This is a genomic window from Natronincola ferrireducens, from assembly GCF_900100845.1.
GTDB lineage: Bacteria > Bacillota > Clostridia > Peptostreptococcales > Natronincolaceae > Natronincola_B > Natronincola_B ferrireducens.
Genome location: NZ_FNFP01000002.1, coordinates 15,041 through 33,224, shown reverse-complemented (window position 1 = coordinate 33,224; position 18,184 = coordinate 15,041). Strand labels below are relative to the sequence as shown.

The window sequence follows — 18,184 nt, the reverse complement described above, 5'->3', positions numbered from 1 at the left end:
CTAATCAATTTTTTTGACAATAATTCTTCTTCCTTCTACTTTTGCCACCCTTACTTTACTGCCTACTTCAATAAAAGCCCCTTCTGAAACCACATCTAATACTTCACCATTAACATCAATAGTTCCTGCTGGTCTTAGAAAAGTTATTACTTCTCCTTGTTGCCCAATATATTGATGGTACTTCCCAGCGGCACTATAGCCTTCTTCTTTTTTCATTTTTGTCCCCAGAATAATGCGATCAAAATGCTTACTCCTAGGAGCATACTTTAATATTAGTATCAAAGCCACTATTGTTAGAACAAAAGAAATAAACAAAGAAATTATAGCTGTAGCTACGCTGTTGGAGGCCATTATAATACTGACAACGATACAAATGATTCCTCCAAGTCCAGGGATGCCGAAGCCGGGAGCAAATGCCTCTATTAATAATAGGGCCATCCCCACTAAAAACACCATCAATACCGCCCATCCAGCATTTCCAGCTAAAATAGCTCCTCCGAAGTATAGGCTAAAGGCTACAAAGCTAACTGTACCCCCTACGCCAAAGCCTGCAGTGAAAATTTCAAATACTAGACCTGCAAATCCTAAGGTTAATAGGATTGGGGCTATATATGCACTGGTCATAGTCTGAGCCACCCTTACCCTGTTGGGAACAGGGGTGGAAATGATGTTGGTATAATCAATTTCAGTTGCCTGTAATATAGTGGCATAATCATCTGCCACAACATCAGCTAAACCTAGAGCTTTAGCTTCACGGGTTGTCAGATTTAAAAGTCTATCCTTTTCAATAACATCTGGTATTTCGATAGCTTTATCAGCAGTAGACGCTACTAGTTCAGGGTCCCTACCCTTTTCCTCTGCTGCTGCCCTCAATAAACTAGTCCACATAGATAAGGTCTTTTCTGTATTTGGAATAGGCTCTGCTGAGCCTATTGTGCCTCCTGGGGCCATAGCAATAGCATCTGCAGATATGGTTAATAGTACTCCCGCCGACTCTGCCTTTGTATTTACAAAGGCAATAGTTGGTAGTCTTGACGCCATAATGAGTTTGCTTATTTTTTCTGCTGAGTCTATCCGGCCACCATAGGTATCTATTTCAAAAATTATGGCTACAGCATTTGGATCTGTCTCTGCCATATGAATATTATCCCTTACATATTGATATACAGCAGGACCAATTTCCCCCTCTATTGGAACGATATATACATTGTTTATATCCCCCGCTCCAAAGGTTTGAAATGGTAGAATGACAAATATAAATATCAAAATTAAAAAAATATCCCACCTTTTTTTCATGTTATCACCCTTTCTCCCTATCATTATACCATTGTTTACTTAATTATTATATTCTTCGTCAAAAGATTTGTTAAATTGTAATGAGATTGTAATACTAGTAAAAATATTTCTCTATATTGTAATATATATTCTTTTTGTCTCTAGTTTAAACTACTAAAAAAATAGATTGCTAAAAGGAGAGTGCAATATAGAATAACTGCTTATACTCTAATAAGCAGTTATTCCAGTTTAATGATTGCTGTTATAGGGTAATGGTCAGAGGCCCTGCTTTTTATTACCTGGTATCTTTGTATAGGAAACTTTTGATCAACAAAGATATAGTCAATTCGTCCAGATAAAACAGGGAGATCAAAGGTAGGTTCATCTCCTTTAGCAGCTTTATGGGCTGCATCCACCAGCCTTTTACTCATATGCTGTATCTCTCTGCTGTGGGGTCGAGCATTGAAATCCCCCACTAATATTATATTTGAGGAGAGGATATCTAAATATTTATCAATAGCGTTAATTTGATTTTTTCGTTCACCTTGATTTAATCCTAAATGAGTTGATAAAAAGTGGATGGAATGATTATTAACCTTAATAGTGGCTCTAAGAAGCCCCCTCTGTTCTCGACCACTGGGTAAAAGTAGATTTTCATAACTTTCTATAGGGTACTTGCTTAAGATACCATTTCCATATGTGCCTCCTAAAATATTGATATTATAACCATAAACATATTCCATAGAAAGCTTTTCACTTAAATATTTGATTTGGTCTTCAAATCTAGAGCGAATTACACCATTATCTATCTCCTGTAGGCCAACTATATCTGCTCCACTGTTTTTAATAACCTCAGCAATTTCATCTAATGAGTATCTACCGTATAGGTTTTTACCATGATGTATGTTATAGGACATAATTTTCAAGGGATTTACACTACCTTCACCAAATGTATATTTTACAACTTCTGAAACAGATACTTCTTGTACCTCTTCCAGTTCTATTGGTATTTTTATGTTTCCACCATTAGTAACAAACAATTCATGAATATCTTCTAAACCTCCCACTCTATTGGTGATATAAAAAATATTCTGTGTTATTTCTGGATTTCTTTTCATTACATAATCTTCAAGGGTAAAAAAGTGGCTCATTTCTCCCTCTTGGTTTAAGGCTTCTATTGTAAGCTTTTTTATGTTTTTATGGGTAATGATTTGTATATGGGATGTACTTCCTTGATCTATATATTTAATAGCTTGAATCTCTCCATTTGCTGACGAGCTAATTTTAAAGGTAAACCCTAGCATAAAAAATACTACTAACATAATAATAACCCAAAATTTTTTATGTCCTCCCATAAATATTACCCCTTTGTCTAAAAATTTTAGCTAATTTTATTATACCATAGGGGAGTTTTCTAAATTTAGTACATTTAAAATAATTTTCAGTAAATTGTTGGAAAATATAAATAAACCCGGAATATATCCGGGTTATATTTGAATTATAATAGTTTTTTTACAGCTTGATTAACTATCTTGCCATCAGCCCTACCTTTTACTTTAGGCATGACAGCAGCCATGACTTTCCCCATATCCTGCATAGAGTTAGCACCTATTTCGACAATAACACTCTTTACAATATCTATTACTTCTTCCTCTGACAATTGTTCAGGTAGATACTGCAGTAGTATTTCAGCTTCTTGTTGGGCTTGTGCCACAAGATCCTCTCTACCACCTTTTTGAAATTCATCCAATGCATCTTTTCTCTGTTTTAATTGTCTAGAAATAATCTCAATGACATCCTGATCCTCAAGTTCTATTCTTTTATCTACTTCTATTTGTTTAATGTCAGATCGAATTAAAGTAATAACATTCTTTCGAAGCTGATCCTTGTCCTTCATGGCTTGTTTAAGATCATTTGTTAATCTTTGTTTGAGGGACATTCTCTTCACCTCTATTTACATTATTAGAATCTTTTATTGTTTTTTCTACGTGCAGCTTCAGCTTTTTTCTTACGCTTTACACTTGGTTTCTCATAATGCTCTCTTTTTCTTACTTCAGATAATACACCAGACTTTGCACATTGTCTTTTGAATCTACGAAGTGCATTGTCTAATGATTCATTTTCTCTAATTTTTATTTCTGACATTCTACTTCTCCCTCCCTCCGCGAGCACCCGCTGTGCTTGATCTATAGTATTAGAGTACTATATTTGCAAGTGGGATAAATCCAATACTTTGTTATTATACATTAAAAACAAGGGTTATGCAATACAAAGTTTTAACCCGGTGGCCATGTCATCTGTCTTCCACCTAGTAGATGAAAGTGAAGATGATCCACTGTTTGACCTCCTTGGTTCCCACAGTTATTTACTATTCTAAATCCTTTTTCTTTCAGACCTAATTCCTCAGCTAACTGCTGTATAGTTTTAAAAATCTGGGGAATTATTTCTTCTGTGTCCTCCACAGAAGCATGGGCTATAGATTGTATGTGCTTTTTAGGAATTACCAGCAGGTGATTAGGGGCTTCGGGATTAATATCTTTAAAAGCCACAACTTTATCATCTTTATATAAAATTGTAGCTGGTATTTCTCCTTTTGCAATTTTACAAAAGATACACTCCGACATAATACACCTCCTTACCTGTTAATATATACTGTATAATTCAACAGAAAAAATGAAACTCCTTTAAATTTTAAAAAATTTATATGATTTCTCCAATAATAAATTGTCCTTCAAAGGTTTTTAAGTAAACTTTCTTCACTTCTCCCTCAAGCTGTTGATCTCCTTTAGCTAGAACCCGTAAGTAATTATCCGTGTAACCCTCCATATGTTCTGACCTATCCTTGGACGAAGCCTCAAATAATACAGTTTTAGTGGTGCCAACAAATTGTTGATAATAGTTTTTTTCCAATTGGTTTCCCAATTCAATAAGGACTTCACTTCTTTTATGCTTTATACTACCATTTACTTGATTTTCATAGGTGGCAGCTGGAGTGCCTTTTCTAGCAGAATATTTAAACACATGAATACTACTAAAGCCTATTTCCTTCACAAAGCTATAGGTTGTTTGAAAATCCTCCTCTGTTTCCCCTGGGAATCCAACAATAATATCAGTAGTTAATGCAACCTTAGGATATACACTTCTAATTTTCTTAACAATTTCTCTATATTCTCCAGTTGTATATTTTCTATTCATCTTGTTTAAAATTTTGTCACAACCACTTTGAAGAGATAGATGAAAGTGTTGGCATATCTTAGGTAAACGAGAAATCTCCTGAAGAAAATCTTCAGTAAAAAGAGTAGGCTCCAAAGAGCTTAAGCGAATTCTTTCCAATCCTGTAATAGCATTAACCTCTTTTAAAACAGCAATAAGAGCATTTTTTTCCTTTAAGTCCTTTCCATAGGAGGCCACATGAATTCCTGTTAAAACAATCTCTTTAAAGCCACTGTCTACAAGATTTTTAATTTCATTAATAATTTCAGGTTTTTTTCTACTTCTTATAGGACCTCTAGCATAGGGTATAATACAGTAGGAGCAATATTGATTACAGCCCTCTTGAATTTTCAAAAAAGCTCTTGTTTTTTCTTTGATTTCTCCAATAGACATTTCTTCGAATTCTTTTACCTTCATAATGTCATCAACCATATTGATTTTTTCATTATGATTACAGTTCTCCACCAATTCAACGATTTTGTTTCTATCATTGGTGCCTATGACAATATTAACTCCTTCTACTTCTAAAACTTCATCGGGAGCTGTTTGAGCATAACAACCTACTACAGCAATAATTGCATCCGGATTGTTCCGCTTTACTCTACGGATGAATTGTCTTGATTTTTTATCACTAATACTGGTTACAGTACATGTATTGATAACATATACATCTGCAATTTCCGTATCTGCTACAGTAGTATAGTCTTCCCCTTCAAACAACTCTTTCATGGCCTGGGTTTCATATTGATTTACTTTGCAACCCAAAGTATGAAAAGCTACTTTTTTCACAAGTTAACCTCCTAAATCTCCTAAGTCATACATAAGTATACTTAATACCGTCAACCCTGCAGTTTCTGTTCTTAATATTCTAGGTCCTAAGGTAATAGCTTGTATGTCTTCCATCAAAGCTAACTCAATTTCTTCTTCCTCATAACCACCTTCAGGACCAATCCATAAACCAATCCGTCCTATCTTCTTTTCCCCATAGGACTTCAATAGGTTTTTTATACTTTGTTTGCTTTCTTTTTCATAGGCTATAATATTTATGTGATTTTGTCTACTGTGTTCTAGGGCTTCCTTGAAGGAAATGGGTGAATGAATTGAGGGGATCATACCACGTTTACTTTGTTTAGCAGCTTCTTCAGCAATTTTTTGCCATCGTTCTACCTTTTTTTCCTTATCCTTATTATCTTTAAAATGAACGATTGTTCTGTTGGTGATAACAGGAATAATTTCTTTAATTCCCAGCTCAGTAGTTTTTTGTATGATTAACTCCATCTTAGTGGCCTTTGGTATACCTTGATAAAGAATGACATCAATGGATGGTTCAGTAACTAGTTGTTCCTCTTCTATAATTGAAAGAAGCACTTGGTTTTTATCCATACTTTTTATTTCAGCCCTATACTGATATTTTTCCCCATCACAAAGCTCCACCGTATCTCCTACCGTCAGCCTTAGCACCTTCGACATATGCTTTACATCTTCGCCAGTAACAACGGCCTTTTTTTCGCATCTATTAATGTCAGCAGAGGATACAAAAAACCTATTCATGGCTTTCGTCCTTTAATTTTGAAACCACCACTGCCCATTCCCCCATAGTTTCTATTTTAATAATGTCTAATCCAATGGATAGTAAATTTTCTTTTACAACATCGATTTTGTCCAGTATGATACCAGAGGCTATAAACGTACCGTTGGTTTTAAGGAATTTTTTAATATCCTTACTTAAAATCATGATGACTTCAGCAATGATATTAGCTACAATAACATCAGCCTTTTCAGTGACAACCTCCATAAGGTTTCCTTTACGAATATCTATTTTATCTGCTATATGATTAAGCTTGACATTGTTGTTTGTAGCTTCTATAGCTACTTCATCGATATCTACAGCAATTACTTTTTCAGCCCCTAGCTTAGCCGCTGTAATAGCTAAAATTCCGCTTCCACATCCTATATCAAAAACAGTAGAATAATTTTTTACATGGTTTTCCAGCTCCATTACACACATCATGGTGGTTTCATGGGTGCCAGTTCCAAAAGCCATGCCAGGGTCCATTTCTATAACCATTTCTCCACTACTTTTGTCATATTTTTCCCAGGTTGGTTTGATAATGATGTTTTTACCTATTTGGGTGGGCTTATAGTACTTCTTCCAAGAATGACTCCAATCCTCTTCTCGAACTTCTAGGGTGGTGACTTCTCCTAGTCCAACATCTAAACCATATTCTGGTAAAACATCCACTGCTTGACGAATAAGCTCTATTTTATCTACTAAATCAGGTGCCTGGGGTAAATACCCCTTTACAATAGCACCTTCATAAAGATTAGCAAATATAGATTCATCTACATAATCCCATGAATTTTCGTCATTATCCATAAAAATAAAATCCTTAGGATCTTCAATAACCAATCCAGCTACACCAGCATCATAGAGGATGTTGGATACCGCCTCCACTGCCTCTGTTGTGGTTTTTATTGATATTTCAATCCATTCCATCCTATCACATCCCTTAAATAATATACCATCATATTAATGGTATTATGCCCAGTATTTCTTAAAATACCAAGTTCTATAATAAAATCACTCATGATAGAGTGATTTTATTATACACCAAATACGTCTTTTACTTTATCAAAAAAAGATTTTCTTTTTTCATGTATTTCTTCTCCACCTTCGGCAGCAAACTGCTTCAGCATTTCTTTTTGATTGTCTGTTAAATTCCTAGGAATCTCTACAACAACCTTCACGTATTGATCGCCTTTTCCATATCCTTTTGGGTTTTGTACCCCTTTATTTTTCAAACGGAATATTGTTCCACTTTGGGTTCCTTCAGGAATTTTGTATTTTACCTTTCCTTCTAATGTTGGAACCTCTAGTTCTTCTCCTAATACTGCTTGGACAAAGGTAATAGGCATTTCACATATAATGTCGTAACCATCTCTTTCAAAAATTCTATGGGGTAATACCCTTAATACAACATATAAATCTCCATAGGGTCCACCCTTGATGCCAGGTTCTCCCTCTCCCCGTAACGGAATAATAGAACCATTATCCACGCCGGCTGGAATTCTAACCTTGATCTTCTTGCGCTTTCTTTCTTTTCCTTTACCATTACAGGTGGTGCATGGGGCTTCAATAATCTGCCCCTCTCCATGACAGTGGTCACAGGCCTTTACATTAACGATTTGACCCAGTGGTGTTCGTTGAACAAATCGCACTTCTCCTGTTCCTTTACAATGGGAGCATGTCTTTTTAGAAGTGCCAGGTTTTGCACCGCTACCATTACAGGTTTGACAGTTTTCATATTTGTAAAACTCTACAGTTTTTTCTGTACCAAAAACCGCTTCCTCAAAGGTAATACTTAATTCATATTTAATATCGGCACCTTTTTGAGGTCCTCTATTACGTCTGGAAGAAAAACCTCCTCCCCCAAACATATCAAAGATATCACCAAAGATGTCTTCAAAGCCTCCGCCCCCAAAACCGCCAAAGCCTCCGCCACCTTGACCGTTGACTCCGGCATGGCCGAATTGATCATAACGTTGTTTTTTCTCTGGAGTACTTAATATTTCATAGGCCTCATTAAGCTCTTTAAACTTATCTTCAGCCGTTTTATCCCCTGGATTTCTATCAGGATGGTATTTCATCGCCAATTTTCGGTAAGCTCGTTTTATATCTTCAGCACTAGCATTTTTATCTACACCTAATACTTCATAATAATCTCTTTTACTCACCTTTTCACCGCCTTTCACTAAATTTCACTACGGGATGATAGGGTTTCAACCATTCATTATTATATTGTAATTTATATATTTTATCAACTAATTTCCTTTTTGATTAATGATGAGGACACCTTAAGGTGTCCTCATACTACTTACTTATCTTCATCATCCTTTACTTCTTCATACTCAGCATCTACTACATTTTCATTGTTTTGTTGAGCCCCTTCTCCTGCTGTCTCCTGTCCTTCTTGCTGAGCCTGTTGATACATTTGCTGTGAAATGGCATGGAAAGCATTGTTTAAATCTTCTATACCTTTTTTCATATCTTCAACATTGTCGGCTTCTAATGCCTTCTTCAGTTTTTCTATTTCTGCTTTAATCTTTTCCTCATCTTCCTTGCCAACTTTACCCTCCATCTCTTTTAGGGTTTTTTCAGTTTGATAAACAAGGGTATCAGCTTGGTTTTTAACTTCTACCTTTTCTTTGCGTTTTTTGTCTTCCTCTGCAAACTGCTCAGCTTCCTTTACTTTAGCTTGAACTTCATCATCAGAAAGATTAGTGGAAGCAGTAATGGTGATTTTTTGCTCCTTGCCAGTACCTAAGTCTTTGGCAGAAACATTTACAATCCCATTTGCATCTATATCAAAGGTTACCTCGATTTGTGGTACACCTCTAGGCGCTGGTGGAATACCAGATAATTCAAATCTACCTAATGTTATATTATCGGCAGCCATTTGTCTTTCACCCTGTAGCACATGGATGTCCACTGCTGGCTGATTATCAGCTGCTGTAGAGAAAGTTTGACTTTTCTTTGTAGGTATCGTTGTATTTCTTTCGATCAGTTGTGTAAATACACCCCCTAAGGTTTCAATACCTAAAGATAGGGGTGTTACGTCTAATAAAAGAACATCCTTTACTTCCCCCGTTAATACCCCTGCTTGAATAGCTGCTCCTAATGCCACACACTCATCTGGGTTGATACCCTTATGGGGATCTTTACCTGTAATTTTCTTAACAGCTTGTTGTACAGCTGGAATACGAGTAGATCCTCCTACTAATATTACCTTGTCAATTTCTTGGGGAGAAAGCTTAGCATCGTCTAAGGATTTTCTTATAGGCTCTAAGGTCTTCTCTACTAGATGACTAGATATTTCTTCAAATTTTGCTCTGCTTAAATCCATGTTTAAGTGTTTTGGTCCAGTATTGGTTGCAGTAATAAAAGGTAAATTAATGTTGGTAGTCATGGTGCTGGAAAGCTCTTTTTTAGCTTTTTCAGCTGCTTCCTTTAAACGTTGTAAAGACATTTTGTCCTGTCTTAAATCAATACCTTCTTGCTTTCTAAATTCTTCTGCAATGTAGTCAATAATTACTTGATCAAAATCATCTCCACCTAGATGGTTATTTCCATGGGTTGCTAGTACCTCAAACACCCCATCCCCTAGTTCTAAAATAGATACGTCAAAGGTACCACCACCTAAGTCATATACCAATATTTTTTGTTGTTCCTCTGTTTTATCTAAACCATAAGCTAAAGACGCTGCTGTAGGCTCGTTGATAATTCTCTGAACATTTAAGCCTGCAATTTTACCTGCATCCTTTGTAGCCTGTCTTTGACTATCACTAAAATAAGCAGGTACTGTAATAACTGCATCTGTTACCTTCTCTCCTAAGTAAGCCTCTGCATCTGCCTTTAATTTTTGTAGAATCATAGCAGAAATATCCTGTGGTGTATAATCCTTCCCATCTATATTTGTTTTATGATCTGTACCCATATGTCTTTTTATAGATGCAATTGTTTTGTCAGGATTGGTAATAGCCTGTCTTTTTGCAGGTTCACCTACAATTCTCTCTCCATCCTTTCCAAATGCTACAATAGAAGGTGTTGTTCTATTGCCTTCAGAGTTGGATATAACAACTGGTTCCCCTCCCTCTAATACTGATACGCATGAGTTAGTTGTACCTAAGTCTATACCTATTATTTTACCCATTTCTATTTCCTCCTTCTATGTTTATATAGTTTAATAATGATTGATATCTATTTTATTGGGCCACCTTCACCATAGCAGGTCTTAAAATCCTGCCGTGGATGGTATATCCCTTTTGAAACACCTCTATTACTTGATCGGTTTCAGCCTCAGCCTCTTCCTTCATAACAGCATGATGTAGATTCATATCAAAAGGTTTGTTCAAGGCATCAATTTCTTCTATACCATGTTTTTTTAGGGTATCTATCATCTGTTTCTGCACCAGCTCAATTCCTTCATATAAACCATTACCTTTATTTTCTTCCCCTTGGGAAGCCAAAGCTCTTTCAAGGTTATCTATAATATTCAATAGATCTGCTGCTAGCTTTTCGTTGGCATAAAGGTAGATATCACTCTTTTCCTTTTCAACCCTTTTTTTATAATTATTAAAATCTGCTTGGAGTCTAACCATTCTATCATAGTACTCTTTGCCTTCAGCTTCTTTTTCCTCTAGCCTTTTCTTCAACGTCTCTACACCTTCTTCAGTTCTTTGATTTTCCATTTCTTCTTGTAGGGCCTCTTTATTGCTATGTATTTCCTCCCTATTTTCTTCCTTATCATTTATTGCTTCTTCTGTTAAGGATGTATCTATTCTATCTTTTTCTTCTGTCATTTTGCTTCACCTACCCCATCTATTTATTCTTAAAGACAAAGATAGAGTGCAAAATGCTAAAGCACTTCGCACCAGTATTTTTATTAATATCTTGTTCTTAACAATTCATTAATATACTGACTAATTTGGTTCAAAGTACCAACTACATTGGAATAATCCATTCTAGTGGGTCCAATAACACTTAATCTTCCTACAATATTACCATTGACTTTATAGGTAGCCGTCACAAGACTGCATTCCTTGGCTTCTTGATAGTTATTTTCACTGCCTATAGATACAGTAATGCCGTCTTCTCTTGAGGATGAAATAATGTTGCTAATGGTCTCCTTTTGCTCTAGCATGCTTAAAAAGGATTTTGCTTTTAAGACATCATTAAATTCAGGAAAATTAAAGATATTGGTTGTGCCGCTTAGAAAGAGCTCAGCATCCTCGATACCCTCTAGTACACTAAAAATTTTAGGAACTACTGCATGAATGATATTGTTAAATTCAAAAAGTTCTTTTTTTAGCTCCTGCAACATCTTACCTTCCATATCTTTTATCGTCATTCCTTGAAGCTTTTTGTTCAAAAGATTGGATACCTTTTCTAGTCGGTGGTATTCTATCCCCTCAGCCATGGTGATTAATGGATTTTTAATAATCCCTGTATCTGTTACCATAACAGCTATAATATTTTCAGTGTCAATTGGCACCAGCTGGATATGCTTTATTTTATTTTCTCTAATTTGTGGTGTTAGTACTAAAGATGTATAATTGGTAAACTGAGAAATGATTTTAGAGCTGTACTGCAATAACTGCTCCGCTTCCCCAAATTGTCTCAACAAATTGTTTTTAATGTTTTTTCTTTGCAAATCAGCAATCATTTTAATTTCCATGAGATTATCTACATAAAGTCGATATCCCTTATCAGAAGGAATTCTCCCTGCAGATGTATGGGGCTGCGTCAGGTACCCCAGTTCCTCTAAGTCTGACATTTCATTTCTAATAGTAGCAGGACTTACACCTAAATCATACTTTTTTGACAAACTCCTAGAGCCTACTGGTTCTGCCGTTTGTATATAATCACGAATGATGGCCTGCAATATCTTTATCTTTCTATCGTTTAATTCCATCACATTCACCTCAGATTATTAGCACTCTGTTCTGTTGAGTGCTAACGTTTCTGATTTTAAAATATCACTTCAATGTATTTTTGTCAAGACTTTTTAAAAAAAATATGAATTATAATAACATTTCTTGGAAAACGATATTGGCTAAATCTATACCTTTACTGGTTAACTTTATATTGTTACTATCGTATTCTATTAATTGCTTTTCTTTTAATTTTTTAAATATTTCCCCATATATATCAAAGGGGGATTGATTAAATCTTTTTTGAAATTCTTTAGTAGATATACCCTCCATCATTCTTAACCCCAAGAACATCGTTTCACTGATTTCATCCTTAAGAGAAAGATCGTTCTTCTCTCCTATAGGTTTTTTACCTTCCATTATGGCCTCCATATAATCTTCAATCTTCGGATGATTATTGAACCTTTGTTGATTAAGGTAGGAGTGGGCTGCTGCCCCCAAGCCTAGATATTGTTGATTTTTCCAATAGGTGATATTATGTCTACATTGATGGTTAGGTTTTGCAAAGTTGGATATTTCATAATGAATATATCCCTTCTCCTTCAAGTATTGAATCCCTTTATGGTACATATTTATTTCAATATCTTCTTTAGGCTTTTGTATTTTTCCCTCCTCCGTCCATTGATAGAAGGGGGTATCCTCTTCTATAATAAGGCTGTAGGCTGAGATATGGGGTATCCTTAAATCCACTACATTTTTTAGGCTAGTATACCAATCCTCCAGCCTTTGCTTTGGCAGACCAAACATTAAATCTACATTAATATTATAAAATCCTACACTTCTAGCATCTTGAAGATTTCGAACAAAATCTTCATATTGATGTATTCTTCCTAGGCTTGTCAACAAATGATTTTGACATGCCTGTAACCCTATACTTAATCGATTGATACCACTGCTGTAGTATTCCTTTAACTTTTCGAAGCTTAGGAGACCTGGATTTGCTTCTATAGAAATTTCTATAGTTTTAGATAGACGGTAGTTTCTATGGAGGTGATCCATAAGCTCCTCCACTTGCCCAACCTCTAAAACAGAAGGGGTTCCTCCTCCTATAAAAATGGTGTTTATCTTGTAATCCTCTATTTCTTCCTTATATAGCATCACTTCTTTTTTAAGGGCAATCATATAATCCTTAATGAAATGGGATTTGCCACTATAGGAGGCAAAGTCACAGTAGTGACATTTTTTTTTGCAAAAGGGAATATGGATGTATATACTTAACGGCTTCAAATTAATTCCTCCCAACGAGATTAAGGCCAAGACTAAGGTTAATATCTAGTTTTATTATAAATATTAACTTGTCAGGGTATTAAGCAATACTAACCTATAAACAAAACTAGTAAGCCCCATCTATAGGAGTTACTAGTTTTTATACTTAGAAAATTTAACTGTCTAATTTCAATACAGACATAAATGCCTTTTGAGGAACTTCTACGCTACCCACTTGACGCATCCTCTTTTTACCTTCTTTTTGCTTCTCTAATAATTTTTTCTTTCTAGTAATATCTCCACCGTAGCATTTTGCTAAAACATCTTTTCGTAGGGCTCGAATGGTTTCTCTAGCAATAACCTTTTGTCCTATACTGGCTTGAATAGGTATAGCAAATTGATGTCTAGGTATTTCATCCTTCAATTTTTCACACATTCCTCTACCTCTTGAATAAGCCTTGCTTTCATGGACAATAAAGGATAGGGCGTCCACCTGCTCACCATTAATTAGAATGTCTAGCTTTACAAGGTTAGACCTTGTATAACCAATAAACTCATAGTCAAGGGAGCCATAGCCCTTCGTTTTGGATTTTAATGCATCAAAGAAGTCATAAATTACTTCATTTAGCGGAAGCTCATAATGAAGAACAACCCTTGTTTCTTCAATATACTCCATATTTTTCATTTCTCCCCGACGCTCTTGACACAGCTCCATCACTGTTCCTACATAGGTATTAGGCACCATAATATTGGCCTTTACAATAGGTTCTTCCATTATGGAAATTTCTTGAGGCTTTGGTAAATTAGCAGGATTTTGTATCATAACAACCTCACCGTCGGTTTTAGTAATTCTATAGATAACACTTGGTGCTGTCGTTACTAAGTCTAGATTAAATTCTCTTTCTAATCTTTCCTGAATAATCTCCATGTGAAGAAGACCTAAAAAGCCACACCTAAACCCAAAACCCAATGCTGCAGAGGTTTCTGGTTCGTAAACCAGTGCTGCATCATTTACCTGTAATTTTTCTAAAGCATCTCTTACATCCTCATATTTTTCTCCTTCAGCAGGATAGATCCCACAATAAACCATTGGGGTTACTTTTCTATATCCAGGTAATGGTTTCTCCGTTGGGTTCGTAGCATCGGTAATTGTATCCCCTACACGACAGTTTCTAACATCCTTTATACTGGCAGCCACATAACCAACATCTCCAGCCTTTAGCTCTTCTAGTTGGATAGGACCTGGAGAATAAATCCCCACCTCCGTCACCTCAAAGGTTTTATTGGTAGCCATCATCTTGATTTTCATACCTTTTTTTAATGTACCTTCAACCACTCGGACATAAGCAATTACACCCTTATAGTTATCATAGTAGGAGTCAAAAATCAATGCTTTTAAAGGTGCTTCAGCTGAGCCTGTAGGTGCTGGTACCTTTGCTACAATAGCTTCCAAAACATCTGTTATGTTTAGACCATCCTTTGCAGAAATTAGAGGAGCATCATGGGCTTCTAGCCCAATAATATCTTCTATTTCCTTTTTAATTTCATCCGGTCGGGCACTTGGAAGATCTATTTTATTAATAACAGGAACAATCTCTAAATCCTGTTCTAAAGCTAAGTAGACATTTGCTAAGGTCTGAGCTTCAATCCCTTGAGCTGCATCTACTACCAAGATAGCCCCTTCACATGCTGCTAAACTTCTGGATACCTCATAGGTAAAATCTACGTGTCCTGGTGTGTCAATAAGATTTAAATAGTAATCTTCTCCATCCCGTGCTCTATAAACTAATCTAATGCTCTGTAGTTTAATAGTGATACCCCGTTCTCTTTCTAGATCCATGTTATCTAATATCTGCTCTTGCATTTCTCTTTCACTTATTAGGCCAGTATCTTCTATCAATCTATCAGCCAAGGTAGATTTCCCATGATCGATGTGGGCGATAATAGAGAAATTCCTGATTTTCTTTTGTCTATCGCTTGGCATATATGTATTCCTCCTTCAACTTAACGTATCCATAGCTTTATAAAAGAATCTTCTATTCCAAATTCTATGACATAAGTCCATAGGATTATTGATAATATGGATTCTCTTGAAACTTTCTGCAATATCATATTTTCTGTCACAATCGTTATAAATTATATCACAATATTTTTATTGTTGGTAGATATTCTGTGTTGTATTTCAAAAAAAATGTCGGTTACCCCGACATTTTTAATTTTTTCTATGATTTTATAATAACCTTCTTGAAAAAATAAATAAACTTCATTAACTCTTTCATTGGCAATATAAAAGGTTTCTCCTAATAGATATATTACTACTTCCTCCTCTTGAAGTTCATAGCCAATAGCCCTTATTTCATTTAATGCCAACATCTCCCTTAGGGCATAGTCTACTGAAACAATTCCCAAAATCAAAAAGAGTATAACCAATATTATAAATCCTTTTAATTGCCTTTTCTTTTTTTTATTCTGTATTTTTGTTTGTATTCTGCTCATCCACATCACCATTGTTAGTGTCGACAGTTTTTATGCTTTATAAACCTATTTCCTTATACCATCCAATGCTTCTGCTAAAACATCAGCTAAATGGTTAGCAGCTCTTTTAGCTTCTTCAATGTTATTTGCATTACTTCCCACTTCCAACAGAGCGTAATGATCAGCTAAAAATTGATTAAACCTTCCATAGGGCTTTACTAAAATTGGCTTGCTAAATCCAGGATATTTAGCATCACTAATTGCTTTTACATAGGTTGCAAAAGTTTCTACGGCTTTACGATTCTCAGTGGCAGGACCTATGACTAACTGGAATTTTGAACTTGTTTCATTATTTATAGTCACTCTGTTATTGGCAATAAGCCTTTCACGATTGGGGTTTGTTTCTATATGATCATAGCCATCCCTATGGACATCCAACACTACTTTTATAGATGGATTTTCCTGTAGTATTTTTCTAGCAGTTTCTAAAGATCTGGTGTAGGATCCACTATAAGAAGGATAGTCATGATAGGTGGTATCATGGATAACATTGTATCCCCTTTTTTCCAATTCCCTCTTTAAAATTTCTCCAATGGCAATGACAGAATATTCCTTTCTAAGGGTATGGTAATTCCCCTCTGAAGCGGGCTTATAGGATTCTGTACCATGGGTATGATAAATTAAAATATGGGGTTTATTTTTTTCAAATGTAATGCCGGCGGGCTTCACTACATTTAAAGATGATAAATCACTGGTTTTCAAACTGTCCACAATGTCGTCTTCTCCTATCAAATATATACCTTCTGATCGTTCTCCTAAATCGTCTTCGTCATTATCATTATTTGTATCTCCTGATTCCTCGACAGGAGAGGTCCCAGTAGCTACAGTATTGCCCTTCTCCTCCTCATAATCAACAAAGAATATATCCCTTGTGGGATCACCTAGTGGTGCTGGTTTTTCATCTGTTGAGTCAAGTGCCACCTGTATATTATGGGTAAGACTGGCTGGAAACTGAGCTTGTACAAAAGTTAATGGATTACTAAAATCCACATAGAATAGATTATATATGAAACTAGAATATAGTCCATTAATCAAACCTTCCAAGCTTATTTTATCTTCTAACCCACTACCAGGGAATACTTGATCAATAGCATGTACTAAAATTCTATTTTGCAAGGGTACATTCTTTGGAGGCTCTATTGATTCCTGCTGCATGGGCTGTGATGTTTCAGCAAAGGAGTTTTTATTTAATAACAGTTTTCCAAAGAAAAATAAAATAGCCAGTATTAATATTAATATAACAATATTTTGATAATTTCTTAAAATTTTTAATTTCTTTTTCATAAAGTAAGCACCCACCTTTTATCAGTACTATACTGATTAATATGAAAGGTGGGTATTATTTATGCCATCAATCCTTAATGAAGATATCGATTTACGTCCTGGAGATCTATACCTGGATGTAGGGCTATATTGATGGCGTTTGCTATAATATGGGATAGGTGTAGAATGATATCATCTACTTCTTTGGGGGTAACCATTACATTAGCACTATAGGGCTCTAATACTTCCTTAATCATATGATACTTTTCTTCGTTCTTTAACTCATTTAACATATTATAAAACTGAGAGCCTACTTTGACCTGTTTAGAAAAAGCCTTGATCACTAGCTGAATAGTATCATTGGTTAATGTAGCTGCATCCACCACCGTAGGTACCCCAACAGCTATTACAGGTATACCTAGAGTCTCTTCATTCAATGCTTTTCTTTTGTTACCTACACCTGAACCAGGGTTGATTCCTGTGTTAGATAATTGAATCGTTGTATTTACTCTTTCCATTTTTCTTGATGCCAAGGCATCCACTGCCACTACTAAATGTGGTTTAATGTTTTCAACAATACCTCTTATAATCTCTCCAGTCTCTATTCCCGTCGTTCCCATAACTCCTGGCGAAATAGCACTTAATTCTGCTAAGTCCTCATCACTATCCTTGTTATAAAACTGAAACAAGTGTCTAGTAACAAATAATTTAGATACAACCTTAGGACCTAATGCATCAGGGGTAACATGTTCGTTTCCCAGTCCTACCACTAAAACCTTCATAGGCTTATTCATCTCTGCTAGACTTTTTAATTCCTTTGCTAGGAGTTTACTGACTTCATCCTTTAAATCCGCATTAGGTCTTCTGAGTCCCACACATTCCAGAGTAATATATTTTCCTTTGACCTTTCCCATTACCTGCGCTCCATGCTGGTCAAGAATTTCTACTCTTGTGATATTGACATCTCCAGTATTTTCTTGTTCAACTGCCACACCAGGAATTTCCTGTTGTTTTTCTTCTTGATATAATTCTCTAACTTCTAAAGCTAAATCTGTTCTTACTTCAAACATATTTTCACCTCTTCATTATGTAATAGATAAATAAATTTATAAAATCCTTATTTTTCAACGACTTAAACCATTGTTTTTCATAGTATTAGTAGAGTTTGCTTTTATTATTTGATAATTTTCCTAAAATTATC

General features: G+C 35.4%; 17 protein-coding genes. All 17 read right to left on the bottom strand.

From position 1 onward, the window contains the following. Entirely contained in the window at positions 1-1,296 is a 1,296-nt protein-coding gene (locus BLS22_RS05600) for an NfeD family protein (protein ID WP_090551764.1), read from the bottom strand. A gap of 218 nt (positions 1,297-1,514) precedes the next feature. Continuing rightward, positions 1,515-2,630, bottom strand: a complete 1,116-nt coding sequence (locus tag BLS22_RS05595; RefSeq protein ID WP_090551760.1) for an endonuclease/exonuclease/phosphatase family protein — start codon at positions 2,628-2,630, stop codon at positions 1,515-1,517. Positions 2,631-2,773: 143 nt separating this feature from the next. Continuing rightward, on the bottom strand, positions 2,774-3,214 hold the full coding sequence (locus BLS22_RS05590; RefSeq protein WP_090551756.1) for a GatB/YqeY domain-containing protein: 441 nt from the start codon (positions 3,212-3,214) through the stop codon (positions 2,774-2,776). Positions 3,215-3,237: 23 nt separating this feature from the next. Continuing rightward, complete coding sequence (rpsU, locus tag BLS22_RS05585; protein WP_090551752.1) at positions 3,238-3,420, bottom strand: 30S ribosomal protein S21; 183 nt, start codon at positions 3,418-3,420, stop codon at positions 3,238-3,240. 131 nt (positions 3,421-3,551) lie between these two features. Continuing rightward, the gene (locus BLS22_RS05580) at positions 3,552-3,899 is read right to left on the bottom strand and encodes a histidine triad nucleotide-binding protein (protein ID WP_090551750.1); all 348 of its coding nucleotides are present in this window, start codon (positions 3,897-3,899) and stop codon (positions 3,552-3,554) included. Positions 3,900-3,975: 76 nt separating this feature from the next. Then, positions 3,976-5,277 carry a tRNA (N(6)-L-threonylcarbamoyladenosine(37)-C(2))-methylthiotransferase MtaB gene (gene mtaB / locus BLS22_RS05575; protein ID WP_090551745.1) on the bottom strand — a complete coding sequence of 434 codons (1,302 nt, stop codon included), beginning with the start codon at positions 5,275-5,277 and terminating at the stop codon, positions 3,976-3,978. Between the two features lie 3 nt (positions 5,278-5,280). After that, complete coding sequence (locus tag BLS22_RS05570; protein WP_090551741.1) at positions 5,281-6,039, bottom strand: 16S rRNA (uracil(1498)-N(3))-methyltransferase; 759 nt, start codon at positions 6,037-6,039, stop codon at positions 5,281-5,283. Further along, entirely contained in the window at positions 6,032-6,985 is a 954-nt protein-coding gene (prmA, locus tag BLS22_RS05565) for a 50S ribosomal protein L11 methyltransferase (RefSeq protein ID WP_090551739.1), read from the bottom strand. The genes BLS22_RS05570 and prmA overlap by 8 nt, the downstream gene beginning before the upstream one ends. Positions 6,986-7,092: 107 nt before the next feature. Then, positions 7,093-8,223, bottom strand: a complete 1,131-nt coding sequence (gene dnaJ / locus BLS22_RS05560) for a molecular chaperone DnaJ (protein ID WP_090551736.1) — start codon at positions 8,221-8,223, stop codon at positions 7,093-7,095. 140 nt (positions 8,224-8,363) lie between these two features. Then, complete coding sequence (gene dnaK, locus BLS22_RS05555) at positions 8,364-10,199, bottom strand: molecular chaperone DnaK (RefSeq protein ID WP_090551732.1); 1,836 nt, start codon at positions 10,197-10,199, stop codon at positions 8,364-8,366. Positions 10,200-10,251: 52 nt separating this feature from the next. Further along, positions 10,252-10,848: a nucleotide exchange factor GrpE gene (grpE, locus tag BLS22_RS05550; RefSeq protein WP_090551729.1), complete on the bottom strand. Its 597-nt coding sequence runs from the start codon at positions 10,846-10,848 to the stop codon at positions 10,252-10,254. 83 nt (positions 10,849-10,931) lie between these two features. Beyond that, positions 10,932-11,960, bottom strand: a complete 1,029-nt coding sequence (gene hrcA, locus BLS22_RS05545; RefSeq protein ID WP_090551727.1) for a heat-inducible transcriptional repressor HrcA — start codon at positions 11,958-11,960, stop codon at positions 10,932-10,934. Positions 11,961-12,069: 109 nt separating this feature from the next. Continuing rightward, positions 12,070-13,206, bottom strand: a complete 1,137-nt coding sequence (hemW, locus tag BLS22_RS05540; protein WP_090551723.1) for a radical SAM family heme chaperone HemW — start codon at positions 13,204-13,206, stop codon at positions 12,070-12,072. Between the two features lie 154 nt (positions 13,207-13,360). Next, the gene (lepA, locus tag BLS22_RS05535; RefSeq protein WP_090551719.1) at positions 13,361-15,169 is read right to left on the bottom strand and encodes a translation elongation factor 4; all 1,809 of its coding nucleotides are present in this window, start codon (positions 15,167-15,169) and stop codon (positions 13,361-13,363) included. A gap of 152 nt (positions 15,170-15,321) precedes the next feature. Further along, positions 15,322-15,681 carry a hypothetical protein gene (locus tag BLS22_RS05530; protein WP_090551716.1) on the bottom strand — a complete coding sequence of 120 codons (360 nt, stop codon included), beginning with the start codon at positions 15,679-15,681 and terminating at the stop codon, positions 15,322-15,324. A gap of 45 nt (positions 15,682-15,726) precedes the next feature. Beyond that, positions 15,727-17,004 carry a stage II sporulation protein P gene (spoIIP, locus tag BLS22_RS05525; RefSeq protein ID WP_090551713.1) on the bottom strand — a complete coding sequence of 426 codons (1,278 nt, stop codon included), beginning with the start codon at positions 17,002-17,004 and terminating at the stop codon, positions 15,727-15,729. Positions 17,005-17,078: 74 nt separating this feature from the next. Next, on the bottom strand, positions 17,079-18,053 hold the full coding sequence (gpr, locus tag BLS22_RS05520; protein WP_090551709.1) for a GPR endopeptidase: 975 nt from the start codon (positions 18,051-18,053) through the stop codon (positions 17,079-17,081). Positions 18,054-18,184 lie beyond the last annotated feature (131 nt).